The sequence below is a fragment of the Streptomyces sp. NPDC001544 genome, from assembly GCF_042894285.1.
Lineage (GTDB): Bacteria > Actinomycetota > Actinomycetes > Streptomycetales > Streptomycetaceae > Streptomyces.
On record NZ_JBIAVN010000010.1, the window covers coordinates 193,971 to 212,274 of the forward strand.

Consider the following 18,304-nt stretch of genomic DNA (forward strand, 5'->3'; position numbering starts at 1 on the left):
ACGACGGAAGGGCGGGCACCGTCGGGAGCCCGCCCTTCCTCGCACTGGCGTGCCGTCCTACCGGTAGTTCACGAACTGCAGCGCGAAGTCGAAGTCCTTGCCCTTCAGGAGGGCGATCACGGTCTGCAGGTCGTCGCGGCTCTTGGAGCTGACGCGCAGCTCGTCGCCCTGCACCTGGGCCTTCACGCCCTTCGGACCCTCATCGCGGATGATCTTCGCCACCTTCTTCGCGTTCTCCTGGGAGATGCCCTCCTCGATCGACGCGAAGATCTTGTACTCCTTGCCGGAGAGCTGAGGCTCGCCCGCGTCGAGTGCCTTCAGGGAGATACCGCGCTTGATCAGCTTGGACTGGAAGACGTCGAGGATCGCCTTGACCCGATCCTCGGAGTTCGCCTCCATCAGGATCTTCTCGCCGGACCACGAGATGGAGGCGCCCACGCCCTTGAAGTCGTAACGCTGCGAGATCTCCTTGGCGGCCTGGTTGAGGGCGTTGTCGACCTCCTGCCGCTCGACCTTCGAGACGATGTCGAAACTGGAGTCGGCCATGTCCTGTGGCTCCTTGTGTCCGGGTGTGTATCGGGTGCGTGTCGGCGTGCGCGGCGGCGGCAGCCGAGCCCGGCACAGGGCCGGACCGCATCCGCACCAGCCTAGCCACCCCGCGTCGTCGAGGGGCCGATCAATGGAGTGGCGAAGCACCCCTCCGCATCGGGTATTGTTTACGTCGTTGCCAGGGAGCACCGCCGAAAAGCGGTTCGACCGGCATCACCCCCCGGCGGTGTGCCCGAGCGGCCAAAGGGAGCAGACTGTAAATCTGCCGGCTCAGCCTTCCCAGGTTCGAATCCTGGCGCCGCCACACTGGGGAAGACCCCCTCTGATCAGGTTCTTTAGCCTGGCTGGAGGGGGTTTTTCGTTGGTCGCCATCGTTCGATTCGGCGTGGTCGTGATGCGGACGTGTCTCCCCTCGTATCGCCCGCGTCCCACCGTTGATCAGTGCGTGTCCCCCCAGACGCCCCCAGACGCCCCCAGGCGTCCCTCGGGGGTGAGCATGATCACTGTGTCGAGGCGGGTGTCTGTCCGGAGTGGGCTGTGGCTCCGGCCGGTACGCCGTTTCCGTCGCGGGGGACACTGGCCGTATGTCATCCCGTCGCAGAACCTGCCCTGTGTGCCGCCGCGAAATCGCCGTCGTCGCGGGACGCTTCGCGCGGCACGACCCGCCCGGTGAGCGGCGCAGCGGGGAACTCGTGTCGTGTTCCGGGTCCCGGCGGCAGGCGGAACTCGGAGCCGTTCAGCCGTCGTTGGACGGGTATGAGGTGCCGGACTTCCCTGGGCAACTGCCCCTGTTCTGAGCGCCACCCGCCCGCTCGATCCCGATTGTCGAACAGTCAGCCTCAGTTTCCCGCGACGGACTTCACCGCCACCGTCACCGGAGTCGACCCGCTGATCAGCTCCAGCGTCAGGCCCGCCGTCGCCCGGGTCTCCACGAGTTCCACCAGGACGGCCGCCACGTCGTCACGGGGGACAGAACCGCGGCCGGTGTGCGCCTCCAGACGGACCAGGCCGGTACCGGCGTCGTCCGTCAGCGAACCGGGGCGCAGGATCGTCCAGTCCAGGGCGTCCAGGCCACGGACGTAGGCATCGGCCTCGCCCTTGGCGCGCAAGTACACGTCGAAGACCTCGTCGCCCTGGTGGGCCGGATCCGCGCCCATGGAGGAGACGACCACGAAACGGCGTACGCCCGCCCGCACGGCAGCGTCCGCGAACAGCACGGCGGCACCCTTGTCCACCGTCTCCTTGCGGGTCGTGCCGCTGCCCGGTCCGGCGCCCGCCGCGAAGACCGCCGCGTCCGCGCCCTGCAGATACGCCGCGACCTCCTCCACCGACGCCGACTCCAGGTCGAGCAGAACCGGTTCGGCGCCCACCTCCCGCAGGTCGTTGCCCTGTTCCGCCTTGCGGATGATGCCCGCTACCTCGTATCCGCGCAGGGCGAGCAACCGCTCCAACCGCAGCGCGATCTGACCATGACCACCAGCTATGACAATGCGCATGTTTCCGACCGTACGCCCGAAGGGACGCATCCGCCGCACGACTTCGGCTCCGCCACACCGGCGGCCACCGGCCTGCCCGATCACCGGTCCGGCCGCCGGTTCAGGACAGCTCGCCCCGGCCCTGCCGCGGCAGTCCCAGTTCCGCCGCCGCGGCCGAATTGCAGTACTCGCGCACCGCGCTGGTCCGTGCCACCACACGCCCCCGGTGCACCACGATGCGGCTGTACGCCAGGGACAGGGCCGCGGCGAGGTGGTCGCCGCGCACGGCGAGCAGTTCGGCCGGGAAACCGGCCTCGACGCGCACCTCGGGCAGGCCGAGCACCGCGCGGGCGGAGGCGCTGACCGTGTCGTAGGCGTCCTCGGGGCGCAGGCCGTGCCGGGAGGCCAGCAGGTAGGCCGCCTCCAGGGGGTCGCCGCGCCCCACCGGGTTGGACACGTCCCGCAGGGCGCCGCTGCCGGCCGCGACCTGGACCCCGGCCGCGCGCAGCAGCCGTACCGGAGCCGTGCCGAGTCCCTCGACGCTCCCGCAACCGCCCTGGGGCAGGCAGACGACGGTCACACCGGCCGCCGCGAGCCGGTCCGCGATGCGTGCGGCCGCCTCGGTGGGCAGCCGGGCCAGCCCGGCGCACGGGCCGAGCGTCACGCCGGGGCGCAGGCCGCCCGCCATGGCCGCCAGCCGGGACAGGCGGGCCGGGTCTGCGGCGTCCGTGTGCAGGTCGACCGGGCAGCCGTGCTCGGAGGCGATCTCCAGCACCGCCTCCACGTAGCCGGTCGGATCAGGGTCGAGATCCGGACACCCGCCCACCACGGAGGCGCCCATCTTCATCGCGTCCCGCAGTATCGCCAGCCCGTCCGTCCCCGCCACCCCGGTCAGCACGCGTGGCACGGCCACGGCCGTCAGCTCCACCAGCCCGCGCAGGGAGCGCCGTGCCCGCAGTACGGCGGTCAATGCGCCCAGACCCTGGACGTCGCCCACGCGCACGTGCGCCCGCAGCGCCGTCGCCCCGTGGCCGAGCTGCTGCAGGGCGGCCTCGGTGGCCCGGCGCTGGACGTCGTCGGGGGCGTACGAGACCGGGCCGTCGCTCTCGGCCGACAGGGCCGTGTCGCCGTGGGCGTGCGGCTCGGCCGGGGCCGGGAGCAGCAGATACCCGGCGAGGTCCACGCGCGCGAAGCCGGCCCGGGCCGGTCCCGGGGCGAGGCTGCCGGCCGTACCGACCGCCTCGATGCGCCCGCCGCCCAGCCGTACGTCCACGGTCCGGCCGTCGGTCAGCCGTGCCCCGCACAGCAGGAGGGGCGCGGCATCGGGCTGTCCCGGCGAGCCCGGCGAGCGGGACGACGGGTCCGACGACGAGGAAGGCGGCTGCGGCTGGCTCTCGGGCATCGCGCTCCAGGGGTTCGGGGCTGCGGGGTTCGGGCTGCGAGGGTTCGTGGCTGCGGGGACGGGGGCATGATCACGCAGAGTGAGTCGAGCCTAGGGTGGCGAGTCGAGCCTGGCGGGGAGGAGCGCAATAGTCGTACCGGCGTGGTCCGTCACGGGTGGTGCTGGTCGTGGGGCATGCGGGAGGTGCCTACGAGGCCGAGAGCGCCCTGCCGGACGGGTACGGGTCGGTCGCCCGCAATGGATTTGGGTGAACGGCAGCCGAGCGTGTAATGTCTTCATCGCTCGCCCCAATAGCTCAGTCGGCAGAGCGTCTCCATGGTAAGGAGAAGGTCTACGGTTCGATTCCGTATTGGGGCTCTGATGGGAGAGGTTCCCGCCGTGAGGCGGGATCCGATCGCATCGCAGCGGTGTAGCTCAGTCGGTAGAGCAAGCGGCTCATAATCGCTGTGTCACCGGTTCAAGTCCGGTCACCGCTACACACAGTAGCCGATTGCGGGGTCGGTCCTTCAGTCGGCTACTCTTTCTTGCGTTGAATAACCTACCCGTTCGTCAAGGAGCACTCACGTGGCTGCCACCGACGTCCGCCCGAAGATCACGCTGGCCTGCGTGGAGTGCAAGGAGCGGAACTACATCACCAAGAAGAACCGGCGTAACAACCCGGACCGTCTTGAGATGAAGAAGCACTGCCCGCGTTGCAATGCGCACACCGCGCACCGCGAGACGCGATAAATCAGGCTCGTACGTGAGGCCGTCCCCGAGTGTCGGGGGCGGCCTCACGTCGTTGAACGACCCGTACCGGTCAGTAGAGCAAGCAGGAGGTGCCGAGCCCATGGCGCTCGACCAGTCCTTCGTGGGGCGGACCTACCCGCCCACCGAGCCCTATGAGGTGGGCCGGGAGAAGATCCGCGAGTTCGCCGAGGCGGTGGGGGACAGCAACCCGGCGTACACGGACGCGGAGGCCGCCAAGGCGTTCGGCCACCCCGATGTGATCGCGCCGCCGACCTTCGTCTTCGCGATCACCTTCAAGGCCGCGGGGCAGGTCATCGAGGACCCGCAGCTCGGCCTCGACTACAGCCGGGTCGTGCACGGCGACCAGAAGTTCGCCTACACCCGCCCGGTGCGCGCAGGCGACCGGCTCGCGGTCACCTCGACGATCGAGGGGATCAAGTCCCTCGCGGGCAACGACATCCTGGACATCCGCGGCGAGGTCCACGACGAGGCGGGCGAGCACGTCGTGACCGCCTGGACCAAGCTCGTGGCCCGTGCGGCGGACACGGAGGCGTGAGGAAGCGATGACGGCGAAGATCGCGTACGAGGACGTCGAGGTCGGCACCGAACTGCCGGCGCAGACCTTCCCTGTGACCCGTGCCACCCTCGTGCGGTACGCGGGTGCCTCCGGGGACTTCAACCCGATCCACTGGAACGAAAAGTTCGCCAAGGAGGTGGGCCTGCCTGACGTGATCGCACACGGCATGTTCACCATGGCGGAGGCGGTCCGAGTGGTCACCGACTGGGCCGGGGACCCCGGCGCCGTCGTCGAGTACGGCGTCCGCTTCACCAAGCCCGTCGTCGTCCCGAACGACGACCAGGGCGCCACGATCGAGGTCAGCGCCAAGGTGGCGGCCAAGCTCGAAGACAACACCGTCCGTGTCGATCTGACGGCGACCAGCGCCGGGCAGAAGGTACTCGGGATGTCCCGGGCGGTCGTACGGCTCGCCTGAGCACCCGGCCGGAAGACGGACGGCAGAGGTAAGGGGCATCCGCCAGGGGCGGGTGCCCCTTACCTGTCGAGTGCGCCTTGCTTGTTCGGGTGCTTCTTACGTGTCGGATGTCCCGCGCTGGCGAACAGCGCCCCGGCGACGTGCAGACCGGCCGCCGTGAGCAGGGCGCCGTGCAGTGACCAGTCGGCCATCGGGCCCGCGACCGCCGCGCCCAGGGCGAAGCCGGCGATCTTCAGGCTGGCGCCGGTGGTGAAGACCTGGCCGCGCAACCGCTCCGGCGCCTCCCGGTGCCGTACCGCGAACAGTGCCGTGAGCTGTGGCCCCTCCCCGGCGCCGGCAAGCACGACCGTGGCGGCCAGCAGTGCCGGGCGGCCGGTCGCGGCCAGCGCAAGGGCGGCGGCCTGCAGCAGCGCGCCGATACGGACCACCGCGTCCGGGGTGAGCCGACGGCCGGGGGAGCGGGCGAGGACGGCACTCGCGGCGAGGGACGCGACAGCGATTCCGGAGAGCAGCAACGCGCCCCGCCCGGCTCCACCGACGAACCGTGCCCCGAGTAACGGCGTACACGTGATCAGCACGCCCTGCGCCGCGCAGGAAGCGACCGACGTCACCGTGGCCCCGGCCAGGGACGGACTGCGCCCGATGCACCGCACACCGGCCGCGAGATCGCCCAACACCGCGCTTCCGTGTGGTGCCCGTCTTGCCGCCGTGTTCTGGTGCGGGTCGTCGTCCGCCGTGGTGCTTTCGTGCGGTGCCCGTCTTGCCACGGTGCTTTGGTGCTGGGCGCCGTCCACCGCGGTGTTGCGGTGGGGGTCACCGTCCGCCGCCGCGTAACGGTTTGGGTCACCGTCCGCCGCCGCGTAACGGTTTGGGTAACCGTCTGCAGCCGCGTACCGCTGTGGATCGCCATCCGCCCCCACGTTTCGGTGCGGAACCTGCCCCACCGCCCCGCTTCGAGGTGGAACGCCCTCCACCGCCGTGCCCCGGTACGGACCCCGCCCCGCCACCGGTCGCCGCGCCGGCAGTGTCCAGGCGACCGGCAGCGCCGCGGCGATGAGTGTCGCCGACAGCAGTACTGCGGCCGTGGCCCCCAGCAGCTCCGCCGTGGTGCCGGCGAGGGCGGGGCCGATGAGACTCGCGGCGCCGAAGGTCATGGCGTCGAGGGCGGTGGCGCGCGCTACCCCCTCCGGCGGGGCGACGCGGGGCAGTTGGGCGGTCCAGCCGCCCGACAGGGCGGGCCCGGACAGGCCGGTGCCGACGGCGATCACGAGCACGAGGGCGTACGGCAGGCGCCCCAGCGCCGAGAGGACCAGCAGCAACCCGGCCGCGTGCAGGGCCAGCGCGACTGCCAGCAGTCGGCCCGGCCGGGCCGACCGGTCGAGGACCATCCCGAATACGGGGCCGCCCACCGCCGCCGCAGCCGTCACGGCCGCGAGCAGCGACGACGCCTCGGCGGCCGGTCCGGCGGCCGTGAGAGCGGCCAGAAGCAGTGCCGGACCGGACATCTCGTCACCGGTGCGGGCGGCTGCCGCTCCCGTCAGGTAGACACCCGGGGAGACACCCGTGTAACGCTTTTTCATCCGGCCGACGTTACTCAGACAACGCAAAAATGCTCAATATGCGTTACGTTCGCGTCATGCCGTCCCGCGCCTCCGACTGGTCCACCCGTCACTCCGTGCTGGTCAACGCCCGTCGCGCCGCCGACCTGGTCAACGCCCTGACCGGCGACCCGGCCCCTGATCCGGACGCGGTCGCCGCCGTCCTGTGCGAGTACGGCGAGGTCGACCAACTGCGCCTGACAGTCCAGGACGTCAGGTGTATGCGGGCCGCTGCGATGCTGCTCCGCGAGGTCTTCGTCGCCGACCACGTGGACACGGCCGCCGCCACCCTCAACCGCCTTCTGCAGGAGTGCTCCGGGCCGCTGCGGCTGACCTCGCACCGGGGCGGCACACCCTGGCATCCGCATCTCGACCGTGACGACGACGCCCCCTGGGACGAGTGGCTCCTCGCGTCCTCCTGTCTGGCGCTCGCCGTTCTTGTGTGGGACCACCAGCGCTCACCCGGCCGGGTCTGCGCCTCGCCCGCCTGCGAGAACGTCTTCATCACGCAGGGGCAGGGGCCCGAGCGCCGGTACTGCTCCCGGCGCTGCGCGACCCGTGAGCGGGTCGCGGCCCACCGCCGTTCACGGCCGGGCGGCAGGACCGCTTGACGTAGTTAGTGATTGAGTACTAACTTAAGGGCATGGTCAGGATGAGCGCAGACGAGAGGCGTGAGAGCGTCGTCCGTGCGGCGATGAGCGAGTTCGCGCGGGGCGGCTATCACGGGACGTCCACCGAGGCGATCGCCAAGCGGGTCGGTGTCTCGCAGCCGTATCTCTTCCGGCTCTTCCCGGGCAAGAAGGCGATCTTCCTCGCGGCGGCCGAGCGCTGCATGGAGGAGACCATCCGTGCCTTCGAGGAGGCCGCCGACGGGCTGAAGGGCGAAGAGGCCCTGCACGCCATGGCGACCGCGTACATCCGGGTCATCGAGGAGCAGCCCGAGCGGCTGCTGATGCAGATGCAGATGTACGTCGCGGTCGCGGCGGCCGAGGAGGAGGGTGACACCGCCTTCGGCGAGTCCGTGCGGGCCGGCTGGATGCGCCTGTGGGACGTCGCGCACCTGCCGCTCGGCGCCGACGTGAACGAGACGACCACCTTCATGGCGTACGGAATGCTGGTCAACTGCCTGGTGGCGATGGGGTTTCCTCCCCAGCACCGGGTGTGGGAGGGGCTGTACCCGTCGGCGCGGGTCACGGGCCGGCTGGAGAAGTAGCGCGGGTCGAGGGGGCGGTGTCGTCGCCGCTTGCCCGTGAAAGTTAGTCAGTAATAACTAATCAGCACAACGCGAGCACTCCCTGGGGGAGAGATGCAACAGCAGAGCACACGTCGCGGGGGAGCCGCCTGGGCCCTCGTCATCACCAGCGTCGCCGGATTCATGGCGGCCCTGGACAACCTCGTCGTCACCACCGCGCTGCCCTCGATCCGCCGGGACCTGGGCGGTGCGCTGGACGACCTGGAATGGACCGTGAGCGCCTACACGCTCACCTTCGCCGTCCTGCTGATGTTCGGAGCGGCGCTCGGTGACCGCTTCGGCCGCCGACGGCTCTTCCTCGCCGGGCTCACCGTCTTCACCGGTGCCTCCGCGGCCGCCGCCATGGCACCCGGCATCGGCTCCCTCATCGCCGCCCGTGCGGTCCAGGGCGCCGGTGCGGCCGTGATGATGCCGCTCACACTGACCCTGCTGACCGCGGCCGTGCCCGCCGCCAAGCGCGGGATGGCGTACGGCATCTGGGGCGCCGTCAACGGTCTCGCGGTCGCCTCCGGGCCGCTGATCGGCGGCAGTCTCACCGAACACATCTCCTGGCACTGGATCTTCTGGCTGAACGTGCCGCTGGGCGTCGTCCTGCTGCCACTCGCCCGGCTGCGTCTCGCCGAGTCCTACGGCGCCGGCGCACGGCTCGACCTCCCCGGCACCCTGCTCGCCAGCGGCGGCCTCTTCGGGGTCGTCTACGGCCTGGTCCGCGGGCCCGCCGACGGCTGGACCGACTCCGTCGTCCTCACCGGGCTGCTCGCCGGTACCGCCCTGCTGGCCGGGTTCGTGGTGCACGGCTCCCGCGCCGAGAACCCCATGCTCCCGATGCGGCTCTTCCGCTCCCGCGCCTTCGCCGGCATCAACGCCGCCAGCCTGCTGATGTTCCTCGGCATGTTCGGCTCGATCTTCCTGCTCAGCCAGTACATGCAGGGCGTCCTCGGCTACACGCCCACCGAGGCCGGCCTGCGGATGCTGCCCTGGACCGGGATGCCGATGCTCGTCGCACCGATCGCCGGCATCCTCTCGGACCGCATCGGCGGCCGCCCGGTCGTGGCGGCCGGACTGTTCCTCCAGGCAGTCGGGCTGGGCTACCTGGCCGTCGTGGACACGACCCACGTCTCCTACGCCGCGCAGCTGCCCGGCCTCATCGTCAGCGGCATCGGCATGGCCCTGTTCTTCGCCCCGGCCGCCAACCTGGTGATGTCCAGCGTCCGCCCGCAGGAACAGGGCATCGCCTCCGGCGCCAACAACGCGCTGCGCGAGGTCGGCGGCGCCCTCGGCGTCGCGGTCATGTCCTCGATCTTCTCGGCGCAGGGCGGCTACGCGTCCGCACAGAACTTCGTCGACGGGCTGCGGCCCGCCCTCGTGACCGGCTCCGCGGTGGTCGCCCTCGCGGCGGTCGCGGCCCTGGCGATCCCCGCCCGGCGCAGCGCCTCCCGCACCGCGGAGGCGACCGGTGACCAGATCGGCGAGCTGACCGGTGACCAGGCCGATGAGCCGGCCCTGCAGCCCGCCGCCCACTGACCCGGCCACCCCCGCCACCCACTCCACGCGCGCGTACGGCCCCGTCCCGCCGACGGGGCCGTACGCGCGCGTGGAGGCTGCGCCACGGGTACGCACGGGGCGAGCGGACAGGGCTGTCGGTGCCGTCTCGTAGTCTTGAGCGCGTGCAGGAACTCCACGACGCCCCCCTCGCCCCGCTGACCACCTTCCGGCTGGGCGGCCCCGCGGCCCGGTTGGTCACCGCCACCACCGACGCCGAGGTGATCGACACCGTCCGCGAGGCCGACGCCGCCGGCACACCGCTGCTGGTCATCGGAGGCGGCTCGAACCTGGTCATCGGCGACAAGGGCTTCGACGGCACGGCCCTGCGCATCGCCACCACCGGCTTCGAACTGCGGGACGGCACACTGGAGCTGGCCGCCGGCGAGGTGTGGACCGACGCGGTCGCCCGCACCGTGGAGGCCGGCCTCGCGGGCATCGAGTGCCTGGCCGGGATCCCGGGCTCGGCGGGCGCGACACCGATCCAGAACGTCGGCGCGTACGGCCAGGAGGTCTCCTCGGTCATCACCGAGGTGATCGCCTACGACCGCCGGGCCCACGAGACGGTCACGCTGACGAACGAGGAGTGCGCCTTCTCCTACCGCCACAGCCGCTTCAAGGCCGACCCCGAGCGCTACGTGGTGCTGCGTGTCCGCTTCCGTCTGCAGGACGCGGACGGGCTGTCGGCGCCGGTCAGGTACGCCGAGGCGGCCCGCGCGCTCGGCGTCGAGCCCGGCGAGAGGGTGCCGCTCGCCGCCGCCCGCGAGACCGTCCTGAAGCTGCGCGCCGGGAAGGGCATGGTCCTGGACCCCGACGACCACGACACCTGGTCGGCCGGATCGTTCTTCACCAACCCGATCCTCGAGGACGCCCGGTTCGACGCCTTCCGCGCGCGCGTGCGGGAGCGGCTCGGCGACGGCGTGGAGCCGCCGGCCTACCCCGCGGGTGAGGGCCACACCAAGACCTCGGCCGCCTGGCTGATCGACAAGGCGGGCTTCACCAAGGGGTACGGCACCGGGCCCGCCCGCATCTCCACCAAGCACACCCTCGCCCTCACCAACCGGGGCGGTGCCACCACCGAGGACCTGCTGGCCCTCGCCCGCGAGGTCGTCGCCGGAGTCCGCGAGGCCTTCGGCATCACGCTGGTCAACGAGCCGGTGACGGTGGGCGTGAGCCTGTAGGCACGCCCGGGGCGGTCAGTACGCCACCCCCACCCCCTGCTTCACCGTCCCCGGGTCCTCGATCATCCGCAGCATCGCGTGGGCCACGTCCGCCCGCGCGATGAAGCGGCCCCCGGACGGGAAACCGCCGACGACCGTCCGGTACGAACCGGTGAGGGGCTTGTCCTGCAGCCGTGGCGGCCGCACGGACGTCCAGTCCGTGCCACTGCGGGCCAGCTCGTCCTCCATCTCCCGCAGGTCGGCGTAGACGTCCTTCAGCAGCGCCGACACGATCCTGCGCGCACCCCTGTCGAGAAGGCCGTCGCCCTCCGGCTCGGGCCCGACGGGACCCGCACTCACCACGAGCACCCGCCGCACGCCCTCGGCCTCCATGGCCCGCAGAACCGTACGGGTCAACCGGGCCGCGACCCCGGCGTCCCCGCGGCTCCGTGGGCCCAGGCCCGACAGGACGGCGTCCCGGTCGGCGACCGCGGGGCGTATCGCCTCCGGGTCGCAGAGGTCGGCGCGGAACACCTCCAGGGCCGCACCGGTCACATCGAGCCGGGCCGGGTCGCGCACCACCGCGGTGACCCGGTGCCCCGCGGTGAGCGCCTGACGGACGACCTCCTGCCCGATTCCTCCGGTGGCACCGAAAACGGTGAGATTCATGGCGTACTCCCTCCGTGCTCCTTCGTCGAAGCAACTCGGTGGGTGAGTATTCACTCACCCACCTGTCCTCTAGGGTGGGTAAGCACTCACCACCCGTCAAGCCCCCTGGGAGACGCCATGCAATCCTTGGGCGCCATGCAGCAGAAACCGGCCCGCGCCCGCATCCTCGACGCCGCCCACGAGCTGATGCTGACCGTCGGGCTCGCGCGTGCCACCACCAAGGAGATCGCCAAGGCGGCGGGCTGCTCCGAGGCGGCCCTCTACAAGCACTTCACCGGCAAGGAGGAACTGTTCATCGAGGTCCTCCGCGAACGACTGCCGGGGCTCACCCCGCTGCTGAACGGGCTCACCGCCGAACCGGGCCGCAACCCCCTCGAGGACAACCTCACCGAGATCGCCCGGCGGGCCGCCCTGTTCTACGAGCAGAGCTTCCCGATCGCGGCCTCCCTCTACGCCGAGACCCAGCTCAAGAAACGGCACGACGACGCCATGCGGGAGATGGGAACCGGCCCGCACCTGCCCATCGAAGGCCTCGACGCCTATCTCCGCGCCGAACAGGCCGCCGGCCGCATCCACCCCGACGCGGACACCTTCGCGGCCGCGTCCCTCCTCCTGGGGGCCTGCGCGCAACGGGCCTTCGCCTACGACGCCACCAGCGACGGCGAGCCGCCCCAGGTGGACCACTTCGCCCGACGGCTCGCCCGCACGCTGCTGAGCGGAATCACCGCATGAGGCTGAGGCTGCGCCAGTTCCGGCCCCGCACCGGCCCGTACCTGCACCGGGTCGTCCAGCCCCGGCAGCCCCTGCGCCACACCTGGCTGCGCGCCCCGGAGCCGCTCCCGATCGGACTGCTGGAGGGCGACCACGACGGGCTCAGCCGGCTCGCCGGCCTGTTCTCCTTCGCCGCCTACTCCCGCCGCACCATCGTCCAGGTGCCGCTGCGCGACGGCGCCCCGCCCGACGACGGCAGGGGCGAGCCGGTCGACCTCGTCCTGGCCCACCACACCCTCGGCCTGCGCCCCAGCCAGTGGCCCGAGTTGCGCGGGAAACTGCGCCAGGGCACCCCGCTGACCGTCCGCACCGACGAGGCGCGCACCGCCCGCGACGCCTCCTCCCTGCGCGAGCGGTGGGAGCGGGCGGACTTCCGGGACGAGCTGCGGCACGCCACGCATGCCCGCACGTTCTTCCTCTTCGGCAGCCGGGGCGTCTTCGCCCACACAGCCACGGAATTCGCGCAGGCGGCGGGCTGGGGGCCGCGCCAGAAAGGTGTCGCCAAGGGGTACCCGGTGCTGATGTCCGGGCTCCCGGTGCTGACCCAGCCGCCCGGCGGCGGGCATCCCGTGGAGGTGCTGATCTGCTACAGGGGGGATCCCCACCACGTCCGGTTCAGGCGGCCGGGCCGGCGAGCCAGTCGTCCACCCCGGCCAGCAGCCGGGCCCTGACCTCCTCCGGCGCCGCCGAACCCCGGATCGACTGCCGGGCCAGTTCCGCCAGTTCGGCGTCCGTGAAGTCGTGGTGCCGGCGGGCGATCTCGTACTGGGCGGCCAGCCGGGAGCCGAAGAGCAGGGGGTCGTCGGCGCCCAGCGCCATCGGAACCCCCGCCTCGAAGAGCGTGCGCAGCGGAACATCCTCCGGTTTCTCGTACACGCCCAGGGCCACGTTCGACGCCGGGCACACCTCACAGGTCACGCCCCGGTCGGCGAGCCGCTTCAGCAGCCGCGGGTCCTCCGCGGCGCGCACCCCGTGACCGATCCGCGAGGCGTGCAGGTCGTCCAGGCAGTCCCGCACGGAGGAAGGCCCGGTCAGCTCCCCGCCGTGCGGGGCCGACAGCAGACCGCCGTCCCTGGCGATGGCGAACGCCCGGTCGAAGTCCCGTGCCATGCCCCGGCGTTCGTCGTTCGACAGCCCGAAGCCGACCACGCCCCGGTCGGCATACCGCACGGCCAGCCGGGCCAGCGTGCGCGCGTCCAGGGGGTGCTTCATCCGGTTGGCCGCCACCAGCACCCGCATACCGATGCCGGTGTCCCGCGAAGCGGTCTCCACCGCGTCCAGGATGATCTCCAGCGCCGGGATCAGCCCGCCCAGCCGGGGCGCGTACGAGGTCGGGTCCACCTGGATCTCCAGCCAGCCCGAGCCGTCCCCGAGATCCTCCTCGGCCGCCTCCCGCACCAGCCGCTGGATGTCCTCGGGCTTTCTGATGCACGAGCGCGCCGCGTCGTAGAGCCGCTGGAAGCGGAACCAGCCCCGTTCGTCCGTCGCCCGCAGCCTCGGCGGCTCCCCGCTGGTCAGGGCGTCGGTGAGCGCCTCGGGCAGGCGCACGCCGTACTTGTCGGCCAGTTCCAGCAGGGTGGTGGGCCGCATCGACCCGGTGAAGTGCAGGTGCAGATGGGCTTTCGGCAGCTCAGAGACATCACGTACACGCTCCATTGGAGGATCCTGCCGCACGTCCCCGCCGTCCCGGAAGCGGATTCCCCGAACGTGGTCTTGCTCGCACAAGTGAAGGAGGGCCGGGGGCAGTAGTACTACTGCCCCCGGCCCTCCTTCGGCGGGAACGTCAGTCCTGCGCCTCCGCCAGCAGCTTCTGGATCCGGCTCACGCCCTCGACCAGGTCCTCGTCACCGAGCGCGTACGACAGCCGCAGGTAGCCGGGGGTGCCGAAGGCCTCTCCCGGGACGACCGCCACCTCGGCCTCCTCCAGGATGAGCGCGGCCAGCTCCACCGTGTTCTGCGGGCGCTTGCCGCGGATCTCCTTGCCGAGCAGGGCCTTCACCGACGGGTACGCGTAGAAGGCGCCCTCCGGCTCCGGGCAGAGGACGCCGTCGATCTCGTTGAGCATCCGCACGATGGTCCTGCGCCGCCGGTCGAAGGCCTCGCGCATCTTCTCGACGGCCGACAGGTCACCGGAGACGGCGGCCAGGGCCGCGGCCTGGGCCACGTTGGACACGTTGGACGTGGCGTGCGACTGCAGGTTCGTCGCGGCCTTCACGACGTCCTTCGGGCCGATGACCCAGCCCACGCGCCAGCCCGTCATGGCGTACGTCTTCGCCACACCGTTGACCACGATGCACTTGTCGCGCAGCTCGGGCAGGATCGCCGGCAGGGAGACGGAGACCGCGTCGCCGTAGACCAGGTGCTCGTAGATCTCGTCGGTCAGCACCCACAGGCCGTGTTCCAGGGCCCAGCGGCCGATCGCCTCGGTGTCGGCCTCGGAGTAGACGGCGCCGGTCGGGTTCGACGGGGAGACGAAGAGGACGACCTTCGTCCGGTCCGTGCGGGCGGCCTCCAGCTGCTCGACCGAGACCCGGTAGCCGGTGGTCTCGTCCGCCACGACCTCGACGGGGACACCGCCGGCCAGACGGATCGACTCCGGGTACGTCGTCCAGTACGGCGCCGGCACGATGACCTCGTCGCCCGGGTCGAGGATCGCGGCGAAGGCCTCGTAGATGGCCTGCTTGCCGCCGTTGGTGACGAGGATCTCGGAGACGTCCGGCTCGTAGCCGGAGTCACGCAGCGTCTTCGCGGCGATCGCGGCCTTCAGCTCGGGCAGGCCGCCGGCCGGGGTGTACCGGTGGTACTTGGGGTTCTTGCAGGCCTCGACGGCCGCCTCGACGATGTAGTCCGGGGTCGGGAAGTCGGGCTCGCCCGCGCCGAAGCCGATCACCGGACGCCCGGCGGCCTTGAGGGCCTTGGCCTTGGCGTCCACGGCGAGGGTGGCGGACTCGGAGATCGCGCCGACTCGGGCGGAGACCCGGCGCTCGGTGGGAGGGGTTGCAGCGCTCATGGGGCCCATGGTTCCAGACCCCGAATGTGCCGGGCACACGGGTTTCACCCACTGAACAGCATCGGGCCGAGTCGTGAACAAGGGTCCGAATTCCCACCGCGGCCAGGACGATCTTCCGTGCGGTGGTCCCGAACGGGCACTTTCTGTTCGACGCCGGGCTCGCGACCACGTACACTCTCACCTCGTTGGCCTTCAGCAGCCGCACCGCGACAGGTGCACACCGAGCACCCGGTCGGATGCGGTACGTTGGGGAGCACACAAAGGGTCGTAGCTCAATTGGTAGAGCACCGGTCTCCAAAACCGGCGGTTGGGGGTTCAAGTCCCTCCGGCCCTGCTACACACACCGCCAGGATGTGTGCGCATGTACGTACAGCAATGCACCGCCGTGCGGCTCAGAAACCGGGCGCGGCACGGCCACGACCCGGGATCAGGTGAGGACGAATGACGGACGCCGTGGGCTCCATCGACACGCCTGACGCGGATGAGGTGCAGGAGAGCCAGAAGAAGGCCCGCAAGGGTGGCAAGCGTGCCAAGAAGGGCCCGCTGAAGCGCCTCGCCATCTTCTACCGCCAGATCATCGCGGAACTCCGCAAGGTCGTCTGGCCGACGCGTAACCAGCTGTCCTCGTACACCACCGTGGTGATCTTCTTCGTCGCCATCATGATCGCGCTGGTGACCGTGATTGACTATGGGCTCAACCACGCGGCCAAGTACGTCTTCGGCTGAGCCAAGAGCGAAGGGCGCCGTGGTACCGGCGCCCGTTTTCGCATGTTCCACCCCTATGTATCCAGGAAGAAGCAGCCATCGTGTCTGACCCGAACCTGAACGACGACGCCACCGAGCCTCGCGGGGCTGCTGCCGAGACGGTGGACGACGAGCTCGACATCGTCGAGGGCGCGGACGACGAGGACGAGTTCGAGGCTGCGGAGGCCGCACTGGGTGAGCCTGCCGAGGAAACCGCCCTGCACGTCGAGGACGACGAGACGGAGTCCGAGCCCGAAGCCGAGGTCGAGGAGGCCGAGGCCGAGGAGACCGAGCCCGTCGACCCCATCGAGGCCCTCCGCGAGGAACTGCGCACCCTGCCCGGCGAGTGGTACGTGATCCACACCTACGCCGGTTACGAGAACCGCGTGAAGACCAACCTCGAGCAGCGCGCCGTCTCGCTGAACGTCGAGGACTACATCTTCCAGGCCGAGGTGCCGCAGGAAGAGGTCGTCCAGATCAAGAACGGCGACCGCAAGACGATCAAGCAGAACAAGCTGCCGGGTTACGTCCTGGTCCGCATGGACCTGACCAACGAGTCCTGGGGCGTCGTCCGCAACACCCCCGGTGTCACCGGCTTCGTCGGCAACGCCTACGACCCCTACCCGCTGACCCTGGACGAGATCGTCAAGATGCTCGCCCCGGAGGCGGAGGAGAAGGCCGCCCGCGAGGCCGCGGAGGCCGAGGGCAAGCCCGCCCCGCAGCGCAAGGTCGAGGTCCAGGTCCTGGACTTCGAGGTCGGCGACTCGGTCACCGTCACCGACGGCCCGTTCGCCACGCTCCAGGCGACCATCAACGAGATCAACCCCGACTCCAAGAAGGTCAAGGGCCTGGTGGAGATCTTCGGCCGCGAGACGCCGGTCGAGCTCTCCTTCGACCAGATCCAGAAGAACTAGTTCTTTCTGGACCCACCGCTTCCGCGCAGGTCAGGCGAACGCTCGGCGGACGCCTGACCTGCGCGGTTTTAAGCCGCGCATCTATACCCGTTATCGTTGTGCGGTATGCCTGCGTCCGGGTCGCCCCCGAACGCAGGCAGGACCCGAACCGAAAGGACCCGGAGAGCTATGCCTCCCAAGAAGAAGAAGGTCACGGGGCTCATCAAGCTCCAGATCCAGGCCGGTGCCGCCAACCCGGCTCCGCCGGTCGGCCCGGCGCTGGGTCAGCACGGCGTCAACATCATGGAGTTCTGCAAGGCCTACAACGCCGCGACCGAGTCGCAGCGTGGCTGGGTCATCCCGGTGGAGATCACGGTCTACGAGGACCGCTCCTTCACCTTCGTGACCAAGACGCCGCCGGCCGCGAAGATGATCCTCAAGGCCGCGGGCATCGAGAAGGGCTCCGGCGAGCCGCACAAGACCAAGGTCGCCAAGATCACCGAGGCGCAGGTCCGCGAGATCGCCCAGACCAAGCTCCCCGACCTCAACGCCAACGACCTGGACGCCGCCGCGAAGATCATCGCCGGTACCGCGCGTTCCATGGGCGTCACGGTCGAGGGCTGAACCCTCACCTCGTAGCAGTCATGCGGCCGTAGCCGGTCGCACGTGGCAGGGCCTGCTCGGCCCGTACCACGACTCCTTTCAGAACACACAGGAGCAGTTGTGAGCAAGCGCAGCAAGGCCCTCCGCGCTGCGGACGCCAAGATCGACCGGGAGAAGCAGTACGCCCCGCTCGAGGCCGTCCGTCTCGCCAAGGAGACCTCCACGACCAAGTTCGACGGCACCGTCGAGGTCGCCTTCCGTCTGGGTGTCGACCCGCGCAAGGCCGACCAGATGGTCCGTGGCACCGTGAACCTTCCGCACGGCACCGGTAAGACCGCCCGGGTCCTGGTCTTCGCGACCGGTGACCGTGCCGAGGCCGCGCGTGCCGCGGGCGCCGACATCGTCGGTGCCGACGAGCTGATCGACGAGGTCTCGAAGGGCCGCCTGGACTTCGACGCCGTCGTCGCCACCCCGGACCTCATGGGCAAGGTCGGCCGCCTCGGCCGCGTCCTCGGCCCGCGTGGTCTGATGCCGAACCCGAAGACCGGCACCGTCACCCCCGACGTGGCCAAGGCCGTCACGGACATCAAGGGCGGCAAGATCGAGTTCCGCGTCGACAAGCACTCGAACCTGCACTTCATCATCGGCAAGACGTCGTTCGACGACACCAAGCTGGTGGAGAACTACGCCGCGGCGCTCGAGGAGATCACCCGCCTCAAGCCGTCCGCCGCGAAGGGTCGCTACATCAAGAAGGCCGCCATCAGCACCACGATGGGCCCCGGCATCCCGGTCGACCCGAACCGCACCCGCAACCTCCTCGTCGAGGAGGACCCGGCCGCCGTCTGAGCCTCGCGCTCACCCCGGTAGCCGCGTCACGGACGTGACAAAAAAGGGCGGGCCCCGCAACCTTCCGAG

General features: G+C 70.7%; 21 protein-coding genes and 4 tRNA genes. 18 read left to right on the top strand and 7 right to left on the bottom strand.

Annotated features, from left to right (window positions below; translation table 11 throughout):
- Nucleotides 1-57: 57 nt before the first annotated feature.
- Nucleotides 58-546 (bottom strand): YajQ family cyclic di-GMP-binding protein, encoded by a 489-nt coding sequence (locus ACFY0F_RS25100; RefSeq protein ID WP_152778272.1) that lies wholly within the window; start codon nt 544-546, stop codon nt 58-60.
- A 225-nt stretch (nt 547-771) separates the two neighbouring features.
- On the opposite strand from ACFY0F_RS25100, the gene ACFY0F_RS25105 reads away from it, so the two are divergent.
- Nucleotides 772-853: transfer RNA gene (locus tag ACFY0F_RS25105), tRNA-Tyr, on the top strand.
- Between the two features lie 280 nt (nt 854-1,133).
- Entirely contained in the window at nt 1,134-1,346 is a 213-nt protein-coding gene (locus ACFY0F_RS25110) for a hypothetical protein (protein ID WP_388798412.1), read from the top strand.
- A 42-nt stretch (nt 1,347-1,388) separates the two neighbouring features.
- Here ACFY0F_RS25110 and ACFY0F_RS25115 read toward each other — a convergent pair whose 3' ends face one another.
- A complete protein-coding gene (locus tag ACFY0F_RS25115; protein ID WP_388798415.1) occupies nt 1,389-2,045 on the bottom strand; it encodes an NAD(P)H-binding protein in 657 nt (218 codons plus the stop codon).
- A gap of 100 nt (nt 2,046-2,145) precedes the next feature.
- Nucleotides 2,146-3,426, bottom strand: a complete 1,281-nt coding sequence (locus ACFY0F_RS25120; protein ID WP_388798418.1) for an amidohydrolase family protein — start codon at nt 3,424-3,426, stop codon at nt 2,146-2,148.
- A 284-nt stretch (nt 3,427-3,710) separates the two neighbouring features.
- Between ACFY0F_RS25120 and ACFY0F_RS25125 the strand changes: the two genes are divergently transcribed.
- The 5 genes from ACFY0F_RS25125 to ACFY0F_RS25145 all read left to right on the top strand — a co-directional run bounded on the left by ACFY0F_RS25125 (nt 3,711) and on the right by ACFY0F_RS25145 (nt 5,147).
- Nucleotides 3,711-3,783: transfer RNA gene (locus ACFY0F_RS25125), tRNA-Thr, on the top strand.
- A 46-nt stretch (nt 3,784-3,829) separates the two neighbouring features.
- Nucleotides 3,830-3,902: transfer RNA gene (locus ACFY0F_RS25130), tRNA-Met, on the top strand.
- Between the two features lie 88 nt (nt 3,903-3,990).
- Nucleotides 3,991-4,155: a 50S ribosomal protein L33 gene (gene rpmG, locus ACFY0F_RS25135; protein WP_003948671.1), complete on the top strand. Its 165-nt coding sequence runs from the start codon at nt 3,991-3,993 to the stop codon at nt 4,153-4,155.
- 100 nt (nt 4,156-4,255) lie between these two features.
- Nucleotides 4,256-4,711 carry a MaoC family dehydratase N-terminal domain-containing protein gene (locus ACFY0F_RS25140; protein WP_388798421.1) on the top strand — a complete coding sequence of 152 codons (456 nt, stop codon included), beginning with the start codon at nt 4,256-4,258 and terminating at the stop codon, nt 4,709-4,711.
- A 7-nt stretch (nt 4,712-4,718) separates the two neighbouring features.
- Nucleotides 4,719-5,147, top strand: coding sequence for a MaoC family dehydratase (locus ACFY0F_RS25145; RefSeq protein ID WP_388798424.1), 429 nt, complete (start codon nt 4,719-4,721; stop codon nt 5,145-5,147).
- A gap of 59 nt (nt 5,148-5,206) precedes the next feature.
- Here the strand turns inward: ACFY0F_RS25145 and ACFY0F_RS25150 are convergent, their stop codons facing one another.
- Nucleotides 5,207-6,727, bottom strand: a complete 1,521-nt coding sequence (locus ACFY0F_RS25150; RefSeq protein ID WP_388798427.1) for an MFS transporter — start codon at nt 6,725-6,727, stop codon at nt 5,207-5,209.
- Between the two features lie 56 nt (nt 6,728-6,783).
- On the opposite strand from ACFY0F_RS25150, the gene ACFY0F_RS25155 reads away from it, so the two are divergent.
- The 4 genes from ACFY0F_RS25155 (at nt 6,784) to ACFY0F_RS25170 (ending at nt 10,720) form a co-directional block, all read left to right on the top strand.
- Complete coding sequence (locus tag ACFY0F_RS25155; protein ID WP_388798430.1) at nt 6,784-7,356, top strand: CGNR zinc finger domain-containing protein; 573 nt, start codon at nt 6,784-6,786, stop codon at nt 7,354-7,356.
- 32 nt (nt 7,357-7,388) lie between these two features.
- Nucleotides 7,389-7,958 (top strand): TetR/AcrR family transcriptional regulator, encoded by a 570-nt coding sequence (locus tag ACFY0F_RS25160; RefSeq protein ID WP_388798433.1) that lies wholly within the window; start codon nt 7,389-7,391, stop codon nt 7,956-7,958.
- Between the two features lie 93 nt (nt 7,959-8,051).
- Entirely contained in the window at nt 8,052-9,521 is a 1,470-nt protein-coding gene (locus tag ACFY0F_RS25165; protein WP_388798436.1) for a DHA2 family efflux MFS transporter permease subunit, read from the top strand.
- Between the two features lie 143 nt (nt 9,522-9,664).
- Nucleotides 9,665-10,720: a UDP-N-acetylmuramate dehydrogenase gene (locus tag ACFY0F_RS25170; RefSeq protein ID WP_388798438.1), complete on the top strand. Its 1,056-nt coding sequence runs from the start codon at nt 9,665-9,667 to the stop codon at nt 10,718-10,720.
- Between the two features lie 15 nt (nt 10,721-10,735).
- Here ACFY0F_RS25170 and ACFY0F_RS25175 read toward each other — a convergent pair whose 3' ends face one another.
- A complete protein-coding gene (locus ACFY0F_RS25175; RefSeq protein ID WP_388798441.1) occupies nt 10,736-11,368 on the bottom strand; it encodes an NAD(P)-dependent oxidoreductase in 633 nt (210 codons plus the stop codon).
- Between the two features lie 135 nt (nt 11,369-11,503).
- Here ACFY0F_RS25175 and ACFY0F_RS25180 point away from each other — a divergent pair, with 135 nt between their 5' ends.
- Complete coding sequence (locus ACFY0F_RS25180; protein ID WP_388798636.1) at nt 11,504-12,100, top strand: TetR/AcrR family transcriptional regulator; 597 nt, start codon at nt 11,504-11,506, stop codon at nt 12,098-12,100.
- Nucleotides 12,097-12,810, top strand: coding sequence for a hypothetical protein (locus ACFY0F_RS25185; protein WP_388798444.1), 714 nt, complete (start codon nt 12,097-12,099; stop codon nt 12,808-12,810). The genes ACFY0F_RS25180 and ACFY0F_RS25185 overlap by 4 nt, the downstream gene beginning before the upstream one ends.
- Here ACFY0F_RS25185 and ACFY0F_RS25190 read toward each other — a convergent pair.
- Nucleotides 12,755-13,795 carry an adenosine deaminase gene (locus ACFY0F_RS25190; RefSeq protein ID WP_388798447.1) on the bottom strand — a complete coding sequence of 347 codons (1,041 nt, stop codon included), beginning with the start codon at nt 13,793-13,795 and terminating at the stop codon, nt 12,755-12,757. The two genes, ACFY0F_RS25185 and ACFY0F_RS25190, sit on opposite strands and share 56 nt — an antisense overlap.
- Nucleotides 13,796-13,922: 127 nt before the next feature.
- Nucleotides 13,923-15,149 (bottom strand): pyridoxal phosphate-dependent aminotransferase, encoded by a 1,227-nt coding sequence (locus ACFY0F_RS25195; RefSeq protein WP_388798449.1) that lies wholly within the window; start codon nt 15,147-15,149, stop codon nt 13,923-13,925.
- 261 nt (nt 15,150-15,410) lie between these two features.
- On the opposite strand from ACFY0F_RS25195, the gene ACFY0F_RS25200 reads away from it, so the two are divergent.
- The 5 genes from ACFY0F_RS25200 (at nt 15,411) to rplA (ending at nt 18,235) form a co-directional block, all read left to right on the top strand.
- Nucleotides 15,411-15,483, top strand: a tRNA-Trp gene (locus ACFY0F_RS25200).
- Nucleotides 15,484-15,590: 107 nt separating this feature from the next.
- Nucleotides 15,591-15,875 (top strand): preprotein translocase subunit SecE, encoded by a 285-nt coding sequence (gene secE / locus ACFY0F_RS25205; protein ID WP_388798452.1) that lies wholly within the window; start codon nt 15,591-15,593, stop codon nt 15,873-15,875.
- 80 nt (nt 15,876-15,955) lie between these two features.
- Nucleotides 15,956-16,807 carry a transcription termination/antitermination protein NusG gene (nusG, locus tag ACFY0F_RS25210; protein WP_388798455.1) on the top strand — a complete coding sequence of 284 codons (852 nt, stop codon included), beginning with the start codon at nt 15,956-15,958 and terminating at the stop codon, nt 16,805-16,807.
- 168 nt (nt 16,808-16,975) lie between these two features.
- A complete protein-coding gene (gene rplK, locus ACFY0F_RS25215) occupies nt 16,976-17,410 on the top strand; it encodes a 50S ribosomal protein L11 (protein ID WP_316750050.1) in 435 nt (144 codons plus the stop codon).
- 99 nt (nt 17,411-17,509) lie between these two features.
- Nucleotides 17,510-18,235 carry a 50S ribosomal protein L1 gene (gene rplA / locus ACFY0F_RS25220; protein WP_388798459.1) on the top strand — a complete coding sequence of 242 codons (726 nt, stop codon included), beginning with the start codon at nt 17,510-17,512 and terminating at the stop codon, nt 18,233-18,235.
- The last annotated feature ends 69 nt before the right edge of the window (nt 18,236-18,304 follow it).